The sequence below is a fragment of the Streptomyces odonnellii genome (genome assembly GCF_000981895.1).
GTDB classification, from domain to species: Bacteria; Actinomycetota; Actinomycetes; order Streptomycetales; family Streptomycetaceae; genus Streptomyces; species Streptomyces odonnellii.
On sequence record NZ_LATD01000317.1, the window covers coordinates 1 to 16,962 of the forward strand.

At 72.6% G+C, this 16,962-nt stretch carries 16 protein-coding genes; 15 read left to right on the plus strand and 1 reads right to left on the minus strand.

All coding sequences use genetic code 11. From position 1 onward, the window contains the following. Positions 1–231 precede the first annotated feature (231 nt). From WH07_RS27140 to WH07_RS27190, 11 genes are all read left to right on the plus strand, one after another. Positions 232–2,415: an NB-ARC domain-containing protein gene (locus tag WH07_RS27140; protein WP_107073652.1), complete on the plus strand. Its 2,184-nt coding sequence runs from the start codon at positions 232–234 to the stop codon at positions 2,413–2,415. 143 nt (positions 2,416–2,558) lie between these two features. Next, complete coding sequence (gene ald, locus WH07_RS27145; protein WP_046505416.1) at positions 2,559–3,674, plus strand: alanine dehydrogenase; 1,116 nt, start codon at positions 2,559–2,561, stop codon at positions 3,672–3,674. A gap of 381 nt (positions 3,675–4,055) precedes the next feature. After that, positions 4,056–5,177, plus strand: coding sequence for a ParA family protein (locus tag WH07_RS27150; RefSeq protein ID WP_046505419.1), 1,122 nt, complete (start codon positions 4,056–4,058; stop codon positions 5,175–5,177). Then, positions 5,174–5,767, plus strand: coding sequence for a hypothetical protein (locus tag WH07_RS27155; RefSeq protein WP_046505422.1), 594 nt, complete (start codon positions 5,174–5,176; stop codon positions 5,765–5,767). Before WH07_RS27150 ends, WH07_RS27155 begins: the two co-directional genes overlap by 4 nt. A 49-nt stretch (positions 5,768–5,816) precedes the next feature. After that, positions 5,817–7,049, plus strand: a complete 1,233-nt coding sequence (locus tag WH07_RS27160; RefSeq protein ID WP_079023594.1) for a segregation and condensation protein A — start codon at positions 5,817–5,819, stop codon at positions 7,047–7,049. Continuing rightward, positions 7,046–7,687: an SMC-Scp complex subunit ScpB gene (gene scpB / locus WH07_RS27165; RefSeq protein ID WP_046505425.1), complete on the plus strand. Its 642-nt coding sequence runs from the start codon at positions 7,046–7,048 to the stop codon at positions 7,685–7,687. Before WH07_RS27160 ends, scpB begins: the two co-directional genes overlap by 4 nt. Next, a complete protein-coding gene (locus WH07_RS27170; protein WP_046505427.1) occupies positions 7,687–9,114 on the plus strand; it encodes a pseudouridine synthase in 1,428 nt (475 codons plus the stop codon). Before scpB ends, WH07_RS27170 begins: the two co-directional genes overlap by 1 nt. Positions 9,115–9,231: 117 nt before the next feature. Beyond that, positions 9,232–9,885, plus strand: coding sequence for a nicotinamide riboside transporter PnuC (gene pnuC / locus WH07_RS27175; protein WP_046505429.1), 654 nt, complete (start codon positions 9,232–9,234; stop codon positions 9,883–9,885). After that, complete coding sequence (locus WH07_RS27180) at positions 9,882–10,988, plus strand: AAA family ATPase (protein ID WP_046505432.1); 1,107 nt, start codon at positions 9,882–9,884, stop codon at positions 10,986–10,988. The genes pnuC and WH07_RS27180 overlap by 4 nt, the downstream gene beginning before the upstream one ends. 242 nt (positions 10,989–11,230) lie before the next feature. Further along, complete coding sequence (locus WH07_RS27185) at positions 11,231–11,968, plus strand: NUDIX hydrolase (protein ID WP_046505466.1); 738 nt, start codon at positions 11,231–11,233, stop codon at positions 11,966–11,968. Positions 11,969–11,970: 2 nt separating this feature from the next. Continuing rightward, complete coding sequence (locus WH07_RS27190; RefSeq protein WP_106409692.1) at positions 11,971–12,987, plus strand: ADP-ribosylglycohydrolase family protein; 1,017 nt, start codon at positions 11,971–11,973, stop codon at positions 12,985–12,987. A 10-nt stretch (positions 12,988–12,997) separates the two neighbouring features. Here WH07_RS27190 and WH07_RS27195 read toward each other — a convergent pair whose 3' ends face one another. Further along, a complete protein-coding gene (locus WH07_RS27195; protein WP_046505436.1) occupies positions 12,998–13,765 on the minus strand; it encodes a nucleotidyltransferase domain-containing protein in 768 nt (255 codons plus the stop codon). A 123-nt stretch (positions 13,766–13,888) separates the two neighbouring features. On the opposite strand from WH07_RS27195, the gene aroH reads away from it, so the two are divergent. The 4 genes from aroH to WH07_RS27215 all read left to right on the plus strand — a co-directional run bounded on the left by aroH (position 13,889) and on the right by WH07_RS27215 (position 16,932). Next, positions 13,889–14,251, plus strand: coding sequence for a chorismate mutase (gene aroH / locus WH07_RS27200; RefSeq protein ID WP_046505437.1), 363 nt, complete (start codon positions 13,889–13,891; stop codon positions 14,249–14,251). Positions 14,252–14,312: 61 nt separating this feature from the next. Next, positions 14,313–15,398, plus strand: a complete 1,086-nt coding sequence (locus WH07_RS27205) for a prephenate dehydrogenase (RefSeq protein WP_046505439.1) — start codon at positions 14,313–14,315, stop codon at positions 15,396–15,398. 146 nt (positions 15,399–15,544) lie between these two features. Then, on the plus strand, positions 15,545–16,258 hold the full coding sequence (gene cmk, locus WH07_RS27210; RefSeq protein WP_046505441.1) for a (d)CMP kinase: 714 nt from the start codon (positions 15,545–15,547) through the stop codon (positions 16,256–16,258). Further along, positions 16,255–16,932, plus strand: a complete 678-nt coding sequence (locus tag WH07_RS27215) for a lysophospholipid acyltransferase family protein (RefSeq protein ID WP_046505443.1) — start codon at positions 16,255–16,257, stop codon at positions 16,930–16,932. The genes cmk and WH07_RS27215 overlap by 4 nt, the downstream gene beginning before the upstream one ends. Positions 16,933–16,962: the final 30 nt, after the last annotated feature.

The window sequence follows — 16,962 nt, forward strand, 5'->3', positions numbered from 1 at the left end:
CGGACACCCGCCAAAAGCCACAGCCTTCCGCTTCTGCGCCGCCGGCCGTCCGCGCCGGGCGGTACGCCTGTCAAGGAGCCGCCCGCGGAATCCGAAACGGCCGAGGCCGCGGACGCCGGTACGGACGACTCGCCGGCCCCGGCGGAGGCCCGTGCCGCCGGGGCCGGGCCGGAAAAGCCCGCTGCCGGATCCGGCCGTGCCGACGGCGAGGCCGGGAGTGGTGGTGCTCGTATGAGCGGTACCGGGACCGCACCCGGGGCGGCGGCGTCCGGAGTCCGGGAGCCCGAGGCCGGTCCCGGGCGCGCTGGTGGGCCCGAAGCCCGGGAGGCCGGGAGCGGCGATGCCCGTATCAGCGGTACCGGGACCGGACCCGGCCCTGCCGCCGACGCTTCGGTCCGCGGCGCCGGGTCCCGGGCGTTCGCCGGGCGTGAGCGCGAGCTCAAGGCCCTGCGCGCCGACATCGAGCGGGCCGGGCTCAACACCATCTTCGGGCGCAAGGAGCCCCGCGCGCGGGTGCTGCTCATCGCCGGACGGCCCGGGGCCGGGCGTACCGCGCTGGCCGAGGAACTGGCCGCGCGGGTGCGCGACCGCTATCCGGACGGGCTCGTACGGACCCGGCTGACCGAACCCGGCGGCGACCCCGTACCGACCGAGCGCACGGCACGCGAGATCCTCGGCGCGTTCGGGGTCCCCACCCCGCCCGGCGCCGGGGAGGACGAACTGTCCGGGATGGTGCGGGACACCCTCGGCACCCGGCGGGTGCTGCTGCTCCTCGACGACGCCGTCGACGCCGAGCAGGTCGACCCGCTCGTGCCCGACAACCCCGACTGCCTGGTCGTCGCCGTGTCACGGGGCCCGCTCACCGGAATCCCCGATGTCCGCCCGTGCACCCTCGGCGGGATGGACGCCAAGGCCGCCGTCGAACTGCTGGTGCGGTTCACCGGCGCCGTCCGGATCACCGTCGATCCGCAGGCCGCCGAGTCCCTCGCCGAGGAGTGCGGCGGCCAGCCCGCCGCGCTCGTCCTGGTCGGCGGCTGGCTCGCCGCCCGCCCCACCGCCTCCGTCGCCGACGCGACCAAACGGCTGCGCGCGCTTCCCCACGACCCCGGGCGGCCCGTCGGCGACCGGCCGCTCGCCCGTGCCTTCCAGCTCGTGTACGAGTCGCTGCCGGGGCCCTCCGCCCGGATCCTGCGGCTGCTGGCACTGGCCCCCGCCGGGTTCGTGGACGCGCACACCGCCTCCGCGCTGGCCGGCTGCTCGGTGTCGGCCGCCAGGAGCATGCTCGGCGACTTCACCGCGCTGGGGCTGCTGCGCAGGGCCGGCGGCCAGACGGCGGGCGGTCGGGCCCCGGACGACCAGTATCTGGTCCCCGGCTGTCTCGTACCGCTGTTGCGCGACCTGCTGGAGACCAAAGACCGGGACGCCGAGGTGCAGCTCGCGCGGGCACGGATGCTGGAGCGGACCGTACGGCTGCTCCAGTCCTGCCGGGCCATCACCGAGCCCGACGGCTCACCGGCCCGCAAGCGGCTCGCCGGACTGCCCCGCTCGCTGCGCTTCCCGACCGCCGCCGCCGCGGACGAGTGGCTGACCTGCCGGCAGCCCGCCCTGCTGGCCGCCGCCCGGCTCGCGGTGGGCGACGGCGAGCTGGACACGCTGGCCCGACGGCTGGTCGCCGCGCTGGTCAGGGCGCTGGCCGCGCACCGCGGCACCGAGGCCGCCGCGCCCGAGCTGTACGGGCTCCACCAGCTCGTCCTCGATATCGCGGAGCGGCGCGGGCTGCACCGCGAGCAGGCCGCCGCGCTGCTGAACATCGGCGATCTGGACGCGCAGACCGGCCGTACCCAGGACGCGCTCGCCCGCTACCGGGCCGCGCTGGACGCCGGACGCGCCGCGAACGATCTGTACGCGACGGGCCGCGCGATGGAATCCGTAGGCGGTGCGCACCAGGATCTCCAGGACTGGCAGCGGGCCGCCGACTGGTACGGCAGGGCCCTCGCCCAGCGCCTCAGCAGGGGCGAACGCGCCGACGCGGCCCGGCTGTACGGCCGGATCGGCACGGCTCACACGTACGCGGGCCACTACGGCGAGGCGCTCCGCAACTGGCGCTCCGCCGTCGCCCTCTACCGCCGGCTGCGCGATCTCCCGGGCCAGGCACGGGCGTTGAGCGAAGTGGCCCGGGTCCAGGAGTACGCGGGCCGGCCGCACGAATCCCTGCGTACCTGTCAGGAGGCCGTCGAGTGGGCGCGGCTGGCCGGGGACGACCGGCTCCAGGCCGCGCTCCGGCTGCGCGCCGCGGACACCCTGGACCGGCTCGGCGACCCGACCGCCGCGAGACTGAACCGGTCCGCGGCCGAACGGTTGCTGGAATCGGAAGGAAACACCTACGAAATCCGTAGTGCTCCGGCTGGCCAATAATACTTTGCAAGGCTAGACAGGGGGAAATCCTTCATTAGACTGGCTCTGCCGCAAAGAGGCGGTGTGTACCGGTGCGCTGTCCCGCGCTCCGGTCCCTGTGGCATTGCGCCCGCAGTGCCCTGAGCCGAGGACCGTGATCTGCCGTGTTGGTCGGTATCCCCCGAGAGGTCAAGAACAACGAGTTCCGGGTGGCCATCACCCCCGCCGGTGTGCACGAGCTGGTGCGCCACGGCCATGAGGTCGTCGTCGAGCGGAACGCCGGCGCCGGCTCCTCGATCACGGACGACGAGTTCACCGCGGCCGGCGCCCGGATCCTGGCCACCGCCGACGAGGTCTGGGCCGCCGCGGAACTGCTGCTGAAGGTCAAGGAGCCGATCGCCGAGGAGTACCACCGGCTCCGCAAGGGCCAGACGCTCTTCACCTATCTCCACCTGGCCGCGTCCCGCGCCTGCACCGACGCCCTGCTGGACTCGGGCATCACGGCCATCGCATACGAGACGGTCGAGACCGCGGGCCGCGCGCTGCCGCTGCTGGCCCCGATGTCCGAGGTCGCGGGGCGGCTGGCGCCGCAGGTCGGCGCGTACCACCTGATGCGCTCGGCCGGCGGGCGCGGTGTCCTGCCTGGCGGTGTGCCCGGTACGGCGGCCGGCCGGGCCGTGGTCATCGGCGGCGGGGTCTCCGGCTGGAACGCCACGCAGATCGCCGTCGGCATGGGCTTCCATGTGACCCTGCTCGACCGCGACATCAACAAGCTGCGCGAGGCCGACCGGATCTTCGGCACCGCGGTGCAGACCATCGTCTCCAACGCCTTCGAACTGGAGCGGGCGGTCGCCGACGCCGACCTCGTCATCGGAGCGGTTCTCATCCCCGGGGCGAAGGCGCCCAAGCTCGTCAGCAATGAGCTGGTCGCCACCATGAAGCCCGGAAGTGTACTTGTCGACATTGCGATTGATCAGGGCGGCTGCTTCGAGGACTCACGGCCGACGACCCACGCCGAGCCGACTTTTCCGGTCCATGGCTCGGTGTTCTACTGCGTCGCCAATATGCCCGGCGCCGTGCCCCACACCTCCACGTACGCGCTGACCAACGCCACACTCCCGTACATCGTGGAGCTGGCGAATCACGGCTGGTGCGAGGCGCTCCGCCGGGACCCGGCCCTCGCCAAGGGGCTCAACACCCACGAGGGCCAGGTGGTTTACCGTGAGGTGGCCGAGGCGCATGGACTGGATCACGCCGAATTGAGCGCGCTTCTGGGCTGATGCGTCAACTTGTGACGTCAACATCGCGCCACCGGCCGGACCTTGATCAGCGAGGTCCGGCCGGACGTGTGCGCGGACGCCTCCGAACGACTGGTCAACTCGCCTCGAACGTAACCTTTTCCCCGATTCGCGGAGCGGTGGACGGTGTGGGTCATGCCTTGATGAGAGGCTTGTGCGCCCTTGACAGCGGGATGTTCCGTTGCCGACACATCGGGCCGGGTCCGGCGGATTGTGTTGCTGCGGACCGGTGACACGCCATAGAGTCGCCAACCGTCGGCATGGTGCCACGCTGACCTATCGATAAGTTTCCTGGTCCCGTCCAAGGAGGTAAGACGACTTGTGAATGAGTCGACATTTACTCCCGGGGGTGGTCAACCAGGAATGCCGGTGAGGGGCCACGGCCCGTCGTCCGGGTTCGAGGCTGTCGGCTCCGTAGCTGTCCGCACCTTCGCCACCCACCAGCACATGACGACAGCCCACCAGATGATGGACGGCCAACACGTGAACGCCATGGCCGGCAACGAGGGTGGCCGAGAGTCCACTCCATTCGCCGACTACGACGAGGTGCCCGAGGGGCACTTCTACGACCCAGACGCCGAGTACGAGCCGGACCCCGAGTACGCGGCCACTCTCGCCCCCGACGCCGCACGCCAGCGCCGCGAGCGGATCGGCCCGACCGGTCGTCCCCTGCCGTACTTCCCTATCCCGGGCCCGCTCACCGACCACGGCCCCGCGAAGATCATCGCGATGTGCAACCAGAAGGGCGGCGTCGGCAAGACGACGTCGACCATCAATCTGGGTGCCGCGCTCGCGGAGTACGGCCGGCGTGTGCTGCTCGTCGACTTCGACCCGCAGGGAGCCCTGTCGGTCGGTCTCGGTGTGAACCCGATGGAGCTGGACCTCACCGTCTACAACCTGCTCATGGAGCGGGGCATGGCGGCCGACGAGGTGCTCCTGAAGACCGCCGTGCCCAATATGGACCTGCTGCCCAGCAATATCGACCTCTCCGCCGCGGAGGTGCAGCTCGTCAGCGAGGTCGCGCGCGAGTCCACGCTCCAGCGGGCGCTGAAGCCGCTGATGCAGGACTACGACTACATCGTGATCGACTGCCAGCCCTCGCTCGGTCTGCTGACCGTGAACGCGCTGACGGCCGCGCACAAGGTGATCGTGCCGCTGGAGTGCGAGTTCTTCGCGCTGCGCGGGGTGGCGCTGCTGACCGAGACGATCGAGAAGGTCCAGGAGCGGCTCAACCCCGAACTGGAGCTGGACGGCATCCTCGCCACCATGTACGACTCCCGCACGGTGCACAGCCGAGAGGTCCTCGCGCGGGTCGTCGAGGCCTTCGACGATCACGTGTACCACACGGTGATCGGGCGGACCGTGCGCTTCCCGGAGACCACGGTCGCCGGTGAGCCCATCACCACGTACGCCTCGAACTCCGTCGGCGCCGCCGCGTATCGCCAGCTCGCCAGGGAGGTGCTCGCCCGGTGTCACGCCGAGTGAGTCTGCCCGGGGCCGACGAACTGTTCCGTACGACCGGGGGAACGGCACTCCAGTCCTCCTCGCCCGCGGACCGGCGCCGTAACGCCAACGGCGAGCCGCGGGTGCCGCCGCCGGCCGGGGAGAGCGACCCGGCGGGCGAGGCGGCGGCGCAGGGCCAGGCGGCCACGGCCGCGCCCGTGACCCAGCCCGCTCCGCCGGACGAGCACACCGCCGCCGAGACGGACTCCACGGAGGCGCCCCGCAGCCGTACCGCGGGGGCCGAGCAGGCGGCCTCCGCGATGAAGGGGCGCCGGGCGGCGCAGGAGGCCGGTGCGCCCGGCGCCGCGCCCGCCGCCGGGCAGCAGCGCCGCCGGGGGCGGGGCGCCAACCGCCGCCCCAGCGGGCGCGAACGGCACGACGAGAAGATCACGGTCTATGTCTCGGCCGAGGAACTGATGGATCTGGAGCACGCGCGGCTGGTGCTGCGCGGCGAGCACGGGCTCGCCGTGGACCGCGGACGGATCGTCCGCGAGGCGGTCGCGGTGGTCCTCGCGGACCTCGAATCACGCGGGGACGCGAGCATCCTCGTACGGCGCCTGCGCGGGCGCTGAGGGTAGCCTGCGCGGGCAGCCCCTACGCCCGCCGCCCACAGGACCCTCGATGCCGCCGCCTTCCCCGCCTGCCCGCCGCCCGCTGGGCCGTGGCCCCGGCGTGCCGCCTCCCGCACCGGCGGCGCCTGCGGCGGAGATCGCCGAGTCCGCTGAATCCGTCGAGTCCGCCGACTCTGCTGAGTTCGCGCTTGTGCCGGAGGCCGTGGAGGCCGCCGCACCTGCTGAGCCCGAGCCCGCACCCGTACCTGCACTCGCGCCCGTGTCTGCTTCTGTGCAGCCGGAGCCGGAGCCGGAGCCGCAGGCCGAGCCGGTCGACGAGCGGCTGCCGGGCCCTACCGCGGATTCCGTGCCTTCGGCCGAGGGGAGTGCCGCCGGGGGCGAGGGCGCCGACGGACGGTTCACCGTACGGCTCGCGAACTTCGAGGGGCCCTTCGACCTGCTCCTCCAGCTCATCGGGAAGCACAAGATGGATGTGACCGAGGTCGCGCTGTCGCGGGTGACCGACGAGTTCATGGCGCACATCCGGGCCATGGGTCCCGACTGGGACCTCGACCAGACCACCGAGTTCCTCGTCGTCGCCGCGACCCTGCTCGATCTGAAGGCCGCCCGGCTGCTGCCCTCCGCCGAGGTGGAGGACGAGGCGGATCTGGCGCTCCTGGAGGCGCGGGACCTGCTCTTCGCACGGCTCCTCCAGTACCGCGCGTACAAACAGGTCGCCGAGATCTTCAGCGGACGGCTCGAGACGGAGGCGCGGCGCTATCCCCGTACCGTCGGACTGGAGCCCCACCACGCCGCGCTGCTTCCCGAGGTGGTGATCCGCATCGGGCCCGAGGGCTTCGCGGCGCTCGCCGTGAAGGCGATGCAGCCCAGGCCCAGGCCGCAGGTGTACGTCGATCACATCCACGCGCCGCTCGTGTCCGTACGGGAACAGGCGGGGATCGTCGTCGCGCTGCTGCGGGAGCGCGGCGAGGCCAGCTTCCGGGCGCTCGTCGAGGACGCCGCCGATGTGCTGACCGTCGTGGCGCGTTTTCTGGCGCTGCTGGAGCTGTACCGGGAGCGGGCCGTCTCCCTGGACCAGGAGGAGGCTCTCGGGCCGCTCCTGGTCCGCTGGACGGGCGGGGACGGTGACGGGATGCCCGCGGTGACGGACGAGTTCGACCAGGTGCCCGGCGAGAACGGCGAGAGCGGTGCGGGCGGTCGGGCCGAACAGGCCGAGCACGACGAACCGGCCGAACCGGCCGCACGGGATGAGCAGGGCGACGAGAGCGAGGAGAAGGTATGAGCGAGCAGCGGACCGGCGTCGCGTCGACGGTCGCGGAGCTGGATCTCAAGCCCGCCCTGGAGGCGGTCCTCATGGTCGTCGACGAGCCCGCCACCGAGGAGCACCTCGCCAAGGTCCTCGACCGCCCCCGCCGGGCCGTCGCGGACGCGCTGCGGGAACTGGCCGACGAGTACACCGTCCAGCGCCGGGGCTTCGAGCTGCGGCTGATAGCGGGAGGCTGGCGGTTCTACACCCGGCCCGAGTACGCGGAGGCCGTCGAGGGTTTCGTACTGGACGGCCAGCAGGCCCGGCTCACCCAGGCCGCGCTGGAGACCCTGGCGGTCGTCGCGTACCGCCAGCCGGTGAGCCGCTCACGGGTGTCCGCGGTACGAGGAGTGAACTGCGACGGCGTCATGCGCACCCTGCTCCAGCGGGGGCTGGTCGAGGAGGCGGGCGCGGAACCCGGAACAGGTGCGATCCTGTACAGGACGACGAACTACTTTTTGGAGCGGATGGGCCTGCGGGGCCTGGACGAACTTCCGGAGCTCGCGCCCTTCCTCCCCGAGGCGGACGCGATCGAGGCCGAGAGCCAGGAAGGTGTTCCGTCGTTCGACCCGGACGCACCGGATACCGACGCAGACGACAAGACGGAACTTTGATGCGAAGCAGTGGCAGGAACAGCGGAAGCGGCAGCAGGAGCGGCGGAGGCGGCAGCGGCGGCAACCGGGACGGCCGGAGTGACCGGACGGGCCGGGACGGCCGGAGCGAGCGGGACACCTGGGTGAGCCGGGACGAGAGGGACGAGCGGCGCGGCCTGGACGACAGGGGTTCGCGTGACGACCGGCGCGGCCGTGACGACCGGGCCGGTCGGGACGAGCGCGGCTCCCGGGACGAGCGCGGTTCCCGTGATGCCCGGGGTTCCCGTGACGACCGGGCGAGCAGGGACGGCCGGGGCTTCCGGGACGAGCGTGGCGGCCGTGGCGAGCGGAGCGCCGGCGCCCGCCGGGACAGCAGGGACGCCCGGGACAGCCGCGACAGTCAGCCGAAGCGGCCTTCGCGCCCCCGCCCCGAGGAACGCCGTTACGACGTCGGCCGCACGGGCACGACCGGCGGCTCCGGCGCGTCCGGCGCGCCCCTCGGCGCGCGCCGCTCCGGCGGTGCCGGCGGCGGCGCCCGTGGCGCGGCGGCCCGCGGCGGCGCCAAGGGCGGCCCCAGGCCCCCGCAGAGCGCCGGCCGCGGCGGCCCGCGCCGGGGAGCCGCCGCGCGCCCCCGCGAGCTGGACGCCAAGATCGAGCAGCGCAACCGCGACCGGTACGCGGAGCGGCCCTCCGTCAAGACGCCCAAGACCTTTCCGGGCGCCGAGCAGGAGGGCGAGCGGCTCCAGAAGGTCCTGGCCCGCGCCGGTATGGGCTCGCGCCGCGCCTGCGAGGAGCTGATCGAGCAGTCGCGCGTCGAGGTCAACGGCAAGATCGTGGTCGAGCAGGGCATGCGGGTCGACCCGGAGAAGGACGAGATCAAGGTCGACGGGCTGACCGTGGCGACCCAGTCGTATCTGTTCTTCGCGCTGAACAAGCCCGCCGGGGTCGTCTCCACCATGGAGGACCCGGACGGCCGCCAGTCCCTCGGCGACTACGTCACCAACCGGGAGACCAGGCTCTTCCATGTCGGCAGGCTCGACACCGAGACCGAGGGCATCATCCTGCTCACCAACCACGGCGAGCTGGCGCATCGTCTCACCCACCCCAAGTACGGCGTCAAGAAGATCTATCTCGCCGCGATCCAGGGCCCGTTGCCGCGTGATCTCGGCAAGCGGCTGAAGGACGGCATCCAGTTGGAGGACGGCTACGCCAAGGCCGACCACTTCCGGGTCGTCGAGAACACCGGCAAGAACTATCTGGTGGAGGTCACGCTCCACGAGGGCCGCAAGCACATCGTCAGGCGGATGCTGGCCGAGGCCGGGTTCCCGGTCGACCGGCTCGTACGGACGTCATTCGGCCCGATTCCGCTGGGCGACCAGAAGTCGGGCTGGCTGCGCCGGCTGACCAACACCGAGGTCGGCATGCTGATGAAGGAAGTCGGGCTGTGACCGCCGGCTGACCGAAATCTTCGAGAAAGAGCCCGTGGCCCCCAGGCCGCGGGCTCTTTCCCTTGTGGCGCACGCCCGTTCGCCTTTATAGTCAGGGTGACCATTAAGGAGGCGGGCGTGAGTCTCGCGGACATCCTCGATGCCTTGCAGCGTCCGTTGCTGACGGTCCTGGACACCCCGGTGAGCTGGACCGAGGTGCTCGGATTCGGCAGCGGCGCGCTCTGTGTCTGGCTCGTGGCCCGCCAGCACCTCGCCAACTGGCCGATCGGTATCGCCAACAACCTCTTCTTCATCCTGCTGTTCACCCAGGCGGGCCTGTACGCCGACGCCGGCCTACAGGTCGTCTTCATCACCCTCGCCGTGTACGGCTGGTGGACCTGGACCCACGGGGGTGGTCCAGGCTCGTCCCTGCCGGTGCGGCGCACGAGCCGCACCGAATGGATCCGGCTGCTCGCGGCGGGGGTGGTGGGGACACTCGCACTGACGCTGCTCCTCGGCCGCGCCACCGACTCGACCGTGCCCTTCTGGGACGCCCTGACCACCGCGCTGTCCCTGATGGCGACATACGGTCAGTGCCGCAAGCGGCTGGAGTCGTGGTGGCTGTGGATCGCGGCGGACCTCGTCTACATCCCGCTCTACGCGCACAAGGACCTGTACCTGACCTCGCTGCTGTACGTCGGCTTCCTGGCGCTGTGCGTGGCCGGGCTGCGCAACTGGTCCCGGGACCTCGCCGCTGAGCCGCCCAGGCCGGTGGAGGCGACCGCCGTATGAGCGCGCCCGCCGCCGGCCGGGGAGGGAGCACCTTCGAACACGGCCTGGTGCTCGGCAAGTTCTATCCGCCGCACGCCGGCCACCACCATCTCGTGCGTACCGCGCGGGACCGCTGCGCCCGGCTGACCGTCCTGGTCTGCGCCGCCTCGGTGGAGTCCGTGCCGCTCGCCGACCGGGTCCGCTGGATGCGCGAGGTCCATCCGGATGTACGGGTGGTGGGCGCGGTCGACGACATTCCGGTGGACCTGCGCGACCCCGGTGTCTGGGACGCGCACATGGCCGTCTTCCGGGGCGCGGTGCCCGAGCGCGTGGACGCGGTCTTCACCTCGGAACCGTACGGTCAGGAGCTGGCGCGGCGGTTCGGCGCCGAGTCCGTGTGCGTGGACCCGGACCGTACGCTCTTCCCGGTCTCCGGCACCGCCGTGCGCAAGGACCCCGTCGGCTGCTGGGACTTCCTCGCGCCACCGGTACGGGCGGCCCTCACACGCCGGGTCGTGGTGCTCGGCGCCGAGTCCACCGGCACCACCACCCTGGCGCTCGCGCTGGCCGGCCACTACCGGCGGCGCGGCGGGATCTGGGCGCGTACCCAGTACGTACCGGAGTACGGGCGGGAGTTCAGCGAGCAGAAGCTGACCGCGCTGCGGGCCGGGCGGCCGTCGGCGCGGTGGGAGGACGTCGAGTTCGCCGCGGCGGACTTCCCGCTGATCGCGGAGCGGCAGAACGCCCTGGAGGACGCGGCGGCGCGGGCCGGCTCGCCGGTGCTCTTCTGCGACACGGACTCCTTCGCCACGACGGTCTGGCGGGAACGGTATCTGGGCGGGCGCGATCCGTTGATCGAGGAGATCGCGGCGCTCAACACGCACCATCTGTGGCTGCTCACGGACCACGAGGGCGTCCCCTTCGAGGACGACGGCCTGCGCGCGGACGAGGAGCTGCGCCCGTGGATGACGGCCCGTTTCGGTGCGGAACTGGCGCGTACGGGCCGGGAGTTCACGCTGGTGAGCGGTATGCGCGAGCGTCGGCTGGCGACGGCGGTCGCCGCGGTGGACTCGCTGCTGGCCCAGGGCTGGCACTTCGCGCCACCCCTTCCGGAGCGCCGATGAACGGGCGGTGGACGCGGGGCGCGAAGGCGCACGGGGCGCGTGCCGCCGGGGATCCGGCGGCGGGCCCGGCCGCGCGGCAGGCAGGCGTTCCCGAGGGCCCGGCCGTTCGGCGCGGGCGTGTTCCGGAGGACCGGGGAGCCCGTGAGGCGCATGCGCCGAGGGACCCGGCCGGCCGGGACCGGCGTGCCCCCGAGGGGCCCGCCGGGTCCGCCGCGCGGAACGGGAACCGCGCCGCACGGGAAGTGCGCGTACCCGACGACTACGACCCCTCCGCCTTCGCGCCGTTCGCCGTCACCGTCGATCTCGCCGTCTTCACCGTGCGCGAGGGCCGGCTGCACGTACTGCTCGTCGAACGGGGGCAGGAGCCCTACCTCGGGGCCTGTGCGCTGCCCGGGGGGTTCGTACTGCCCCACGAGTCCGCCGGGCAGGCCGCGCGGCGCGAACTCGCCGAGGAGACCGGGCTGTCGGAGCGCACCGCGGGCGCGCTCCATCTGGAGCAGCTACGGACCTACAGCGACCCGGACCGCGACCCCAGGATGCGGGTCGTCTCCGTCGCGTACACCGCGCTCGTACCCGACCTGCCGGAGCCGCGCGGCGGCGGGGACGCCGCACACGCGCGGTGGGTGGAGTACGGCACCGGCGGCCCGCTCGCCTTTGACCACGAGCACATCCTCGCCGACGCGTACGACCGTGTCGGCGCCAAGCTCGAATACACCTGTCTCGCCACCGCGTTCTGCCCGCACGAGTTCACGCTCGGCGAGCTGCGGCAGGTGTACGAGACCGTCTGGGGCGTGGAGCTGGACCGCCCCAACTTCCGGCGCAAGGTGCTCACCACGCCCGGGTTCGTCCAGGCGCTGGAGGGTCCGCCGCGCCGGACGGGTGGCCGGGGGAAACCGGCCGCGCTGTACCGCGCGGGCACCGCCACCACGCTCTACCCACCGCTTCTGCGACCGGATCGACCGGGAGGACGGACGACGTGATCATCGCGAGGACCATCACCAAAGGGGCCGCGACGGGCAGCCTGATCGGGCTAGCGCTCGGCGATGCCCTGGGCTTTCCGACCGAGTTCAACGACGTACCGTCGATCCTCGCCAAGTGCGGGCCGTGGCGGGAGATGGCGCTGCCGAAGCCGGCGGTCGTCACCGACGACACACAGATGACACTCGCGTTCGCGCGGGGCATCCGGACAGCGATGGACCGGGGCGTACTGGGTCCTTACCGGCTGGAGCGGCCGGTCCGGGAGGAGTTCGTGGCCTGGTACCACTCGCCGGACAACAACCGCGCGCCGGGCCGTACGTGCATGACGGCTTGCCGGCTCCTGGACAGCGACCGGCCCTGGCAGCAGGCCAGCCAGATCGGCTCCAAGGGCTGTGGCGCGAACATGCGGGTCGCGCCGATCGGGCTCGTACCGGGGCCGAGCGACGAACAGCGTGCGGGCGCGGCCCAGTTGCAGGCCGCCCTCACCCATGGGCACCCGACGGCGCTGGCCGCCTCGGATCTGACGGCCCGTGCCGTGTGGCTGCTGGCACAGGGCGGTGAACCGCTGGGCCTGGTGGGCCAGTTGCGTTCGTACGCGTACGAGAACCGCGAGCGCTACCACGAGCGCTGGCTCGGCGACCTCTGGACCCTCTCGCACGACCCGACGCCCGAGGCATTCACGGCCCGTGGCTGGGACGAGTGCCTGGCGGCTCTGGAACGCGTCCAGCACGCCCTGCGCACCCCGTCCCCCGAGACCGACCCCTGCCTCGCGACCGGCGACGGCTGGACGGCCGAGGAAGCCCTCGCCACCGGCCTGCTCTGCTTCCTGCTGTTCCCCGACGCCCCGGTCACCGCCCTCCGCCGCGCCGCCTGCACCCGCGGCGACTCCGACTCCATCGCCACCCTCACCGGCGCCTTCGCCGGCGCCCACCTGGGCGCGGGCGCCTGGCCCAAGGAATGGTCCGAACGCATCGAATACCGCAGCGACCTGCTGTCCCTGGGAGCGCTCTGGGACGCTTGAGGAGGCGCGGTCAGGTACGGGGCTGGGTGACGCGCCTGTCGCTTACGAGGCTCTGCGCGATCTGGTCGTCCGTGTCCGGCTGGCGGGCTGAGGCGCGGCGGGTGCGGATCAGGAAGGCTTCTATGCGGGCGCGGTCCGGTTCGGGCGGCAGGGGGGAGTGCGCGGCCGCCTGGTCGGCCTCTGTGGCCAGGCGGGCCATCCTGCGTTCCACCTCGGACCAGGGGACCTCGCCCCGCTTGACGGCGAGCAGGCCTTCCCGTGCCTCGCCCGCGTCGATGGTGAGCGTGCCCGTGCGGAGCAGGTCCCGGCAGCTCGTCAGCAGGCGCAGCAGATGCATGGCGTGCTTCCAGCGCGGGACGCCGTGCCGGCGGATGTCCGCCTCCAGCTTTCCGCGCTGGCCCACGGCGTAGCGTACGAACGTACGGTGCGCCTCGCGGGACAGGAACGCGTCGCGCAGCGACAGCAGTTCACGGCCGGTGTCGTCGATCCGCTCGACCAGCGGGGAGTGCAGACACTCCAGGACATTGGGATTGGCGCGCAGCGCGAGCGAGCAGAAGTGTTCGAGCTCCCACGAGAACTGCTCCGGAGCCGGACCCTCCACATGCGTCGGCGGCTTCTCGAACCGCCAGTACAGCGCCGCGGGGGCCGCGAACACCCCGCGCCGGTCGGTGTCGCTGTCCTCCGTCGCGAGTCCGAAGGCGCGCGAGCCCATCACACAGGAGTACACGGTGTGGTCGCGCACCAGGCCGAGGTCACGGGCATGTGTTTCGCGGGTCATGCGCGAGAGCGTACGGGGGAGGCAGCGGAGGCCGCCGGGAGCAAGGGTGTTTACGCTGGCGGGGAGCACCGCGGGGGTTGTGGCCGCGGTGAGCGGTGAGTACGGACGGATCGGGAGAGCGGCGTGGCGGTACGAGCGGTTCGCGGGGCCGTGCAGTTGGACCGGGACGAGCGCGGGCACATGGACGAGCAGGTCAAGCGGCTGCTGACGGCGATCCTTGAGCGCAACGGGCTGACCGCGGACGATCTGATCAGTATCTGGTTCACCGCCACGCCCGATCTGCACAGCGACTTCCCGGCCGCCGCCGCGCGCGGCCTCGGGATCGTCGACGTACCCCTCCTGTGTGCCCAGGAACTGGACATCGAGGGCGCCCTGCCGCGGGTGGTCCGTATCCTCGCCCATATCGAGTCGGACCTTCCCAGGTCGGAGATCGCGCACGTCTATCTCGGCGCCGCCGCCGCCCTCCGCAAGGACATCGCCCAGTGAGCCCGGAACCGGCAAGCCCAGCAAGCCCAGTGAACCCAGCAAGCCCCGTGAGAGTCGCCCCGTGAGAACCGCCCTCGTCATAGGAACAGGCCTGATCGGCACCTCGGCCGCGCTGGCCCTGGCCGGCCGGGGCGTCACCGTCCATCTCAGCGACCACGACCCGTCCCGGGCCCGTACCGCCGCCGCGCTCGGCGCGGGCACGGACGAGGCGCCGGAGGGCCCTGTCGACCTCGCGGTCGTCGCCGTACCGCCCGCCCATGTCGCGGCGACCCTGGCCACGGCCATGCGGCACGGCGCGGCACGCGGCTATCTGGACGTGGCCAGTGTCAAGGGCGGCCCCCGCCGGGAGCTGGCGGCGCTCGGCCTCGCCATGTCCTCGTACATCGGTACGCACCCCATGGCCGGCAAGGAGCGCTCGGGCCCGCTGGCCGCGACCGCCGATCTCTTCGACGGGCGGCCCTGGGTGCTGACCCCGACCCGGGACACCGACACCGAGGTGCTCAATCTCGCCCTGGAACTGGTCGCGCTCTGCCGCGCCGTACCCGTGGTCATGGACGCGGACGCGCACGACCGGGCCGTCGCGCTCGTCTCGCACACCCCCCAGCTCATCTCGTCGATGGTCGCCGCCCGGCTGGAGGAGGCCGACGAGACGGCCGTACGCCTCTGCGGCCAGGGCATCCGGGATGTCACCCGGATCGCCGCCTCCGACCCGGCGATGTGGGTGGAGATCCTCTCCGCGAACCCCGGCCCCGTCGCCGATGTGCTGGCCGGGATCGCCGCCGACCTCGGCGAGACGGTCGAGGCGCTGCGCGCGCTCCAGTCCTCCGACGAGGAGAAGCGGCGCGGCGGCGCGGCCGGGATCGAGGACGTCCTGAGGCGCGGCAACGCGGGCAGGACGCGGATGCCCGGCAAACACGGCGCGGCCCCGGCGGCGTACGAGGTCGTGGCGGTGCTCGTCAGCGACCAGCCGGGCGAGCTGGCCCGGATCTTCGCGGACGCCGGGCGCGCGGGCGTCAACGTCGAGGACGTCCGTATCGAACACGCCACCGGGCAGCAGGCCGGTCTGGTGCAGCTCATGGTGGAGCCGTCGGCGGCGCCGGTGCTCTCGGCGGCGCTGCGGGAACGCGGCTGGTCGATCCGGCAGTGATCCGGCGCAGAGCGATCCGGCGGTGACCGGGCACCCGCGTCCCGCCGAACGGGTGCGAGGGCGGTACTGAACACTCGGTAACCTTGTGCGGGGGCGTTGTGCGTCCCCGCACAACCACCCCGAGAACCAGGAAGGTGTCCGCCCCCGTGGAAATTGGCGCAACCCCCGCCCGGACCGCCCCGGCCGCCGTGATCGTCGCCATCGACGGGCCCTCCGGCACGGGCAAGTCGAGCACCTCCAAGGCCGTGGCCGCCCGGCTCGGGCTGAGCTATCTGGACACCGGCGCCCAGTACCGCGCGATGACCTGGTGGATGATCAGCAACGGTGTCGACGTGACGGACGCGGTGGCCGTCGCGACCGCCGCGGGCAAGCCGGTCCTGGTCTCGGGCACCGACCCGGACCGCCCCACCATCACCGTCGACGGCACGGACGCCGCGGGCCCGATCCGTACCCAGGACGTCACCTCCAGGGTCAGCGCGGTCAGCGCGGTGCCCGAGGTACGGGCCGTCGTCACCGAACTCCAGCGCTCCATTTCGGCGGCAGCGCCGAACGGCATCGTGGTGGAGGGCCGCGACATCGGTACGACCGTGCTGCCCGACGCCGATGTCAAGATCTTCCTCACCGCCTCCCCGGAGGCCCGCGCCGCCCGTCGCAGCGGCGAGCTGACCGGCAAGGAGGCGGCCGATGTCGCCACCACCAGGGACGCCCTGATCAAGCGGGACGCGGCCGACTCCAGCCGTAAGACGTCCCCGCTCGCCAAGGCCGCCGACGCGGTCGAGATCGACACCACGGACCTCACCCTCCAGCAGGTCGTCGAGCGGGTCGTGGGCCTGGTCGAGGAGAAGCGGGCAGCCGTATGAGCGCGGTGTCCGCCCAGGCGGGGCCGGCCCGGCGAGCGGTGTCCGCGCAGGGCGCGGAGGTCGGCCGGCGTCTCGGCATCGGGCTGATGAACGGGCTCTGGAAGCCGAGGGTGCTCGGCGCCTGGCGCGTCCCGGCGAGCGGCCCCGTGATACTGGCCGTCAACCACTCGCACAACATCGACGGCCCGATGGTGATGGGCGTCTCGCCCCGCCCGGTGCACTTCCTGGTCAAGAAGGAAGCCTTCATCGGCCCGCTCGACCCGTTCCTGCGGTCGATCGGACAGGTGAAGGTGGACCGGGCCACAGCCGACCGCACCGCGATCGGCGCCGCGCTCGGGGTGCTCAGCGCCGGCGGGGTGCTGGGCATCTTCCCCGAGGGCACCAGGGGCGAGGGCGACTTCGCCTCACTGCGCGCCGGGCTGGCGTACTTCGCCGTACGGTCGGGAGCACCGATCGTGCCGGTCGCGGTCCTCGGCAGTACGGAGAGCCGGGGCCGGCTGATACCTGCGCTGCCCGCGTTGCGCAGCCGGGTGGACGTCGTCTTCGGTGACGCCTTCGAGGCAGGCGACGGCAGCGGCCGGCGCACCCGCAAGGCGCTGGACGACGCCACCGTACGGATCCAGGAGCGGCTGACCGCGCACCTGGGGCATGCCAGGCGTCTCACCGGGCGTTAGGGCGTGTTACGAACGCCGGCTGATCAGCTC

Bases quoted from the DNA above. Each gene is read 5' to 3' on its own strand.
- WH07_RS27140 (WP_107073652.1), top strand. From the start codon at position 232: ATGAGCGGTACCGGGACCGCACCCGGGGCGGCGGCGTCCGGAGTCCGG.
- WH07_RS27150 (WP_046505419.1), top strand. From the start codon at position 4,056: ATGCCGGTGAGGGGCCACGGCCCGTCGTCCGGGTTCGAGGCTGTCGGC.
- WH07_RS27160 (WP_079023594.1), top strand. From the start codon at position 5,817: ATGCCGCCGCCTTCCCCGCCTGCCCGCCGCCCGCTGGGCCGTGGCCCC.
- scpB (WP_046505425.1), top strand. From the start codon at position 7,046: ATGAGCGAGCAGCGGACCGGCGTCGCGTCGACGGTCGCGGAGCTGGAT.
- WH07_RS27170 (WP_046505427.1), top strand. From the start codon at position 7,687: ATGCGAAGCAGTGGCAGGAACAGCGGAAGCGGCAGCAGGAGCGGCGGA.
- WH07_RS27180 (WP_046505432.1), top strand. From the start codon at position 9,882: ATGAGCGCGCCCGCCGCCGGCCGGGGAGGGAGCACCTTCGAACACGGC.
- WH07_RS27195 (WP_046505436.1), bottom strand. From the start codon at position 13,765: ATGACCCGCGAAACACATGCCCGTGACCTCGGCCTGGTGCGCGACCAC.
- WH07_RS27215 (WP_046505443.1), top strand. From the start codon at position 16,255: ATGAGCGCGGTGTCCGCCCAGGCGGGGCCGGCCCGGCGAGCGGTGTCC.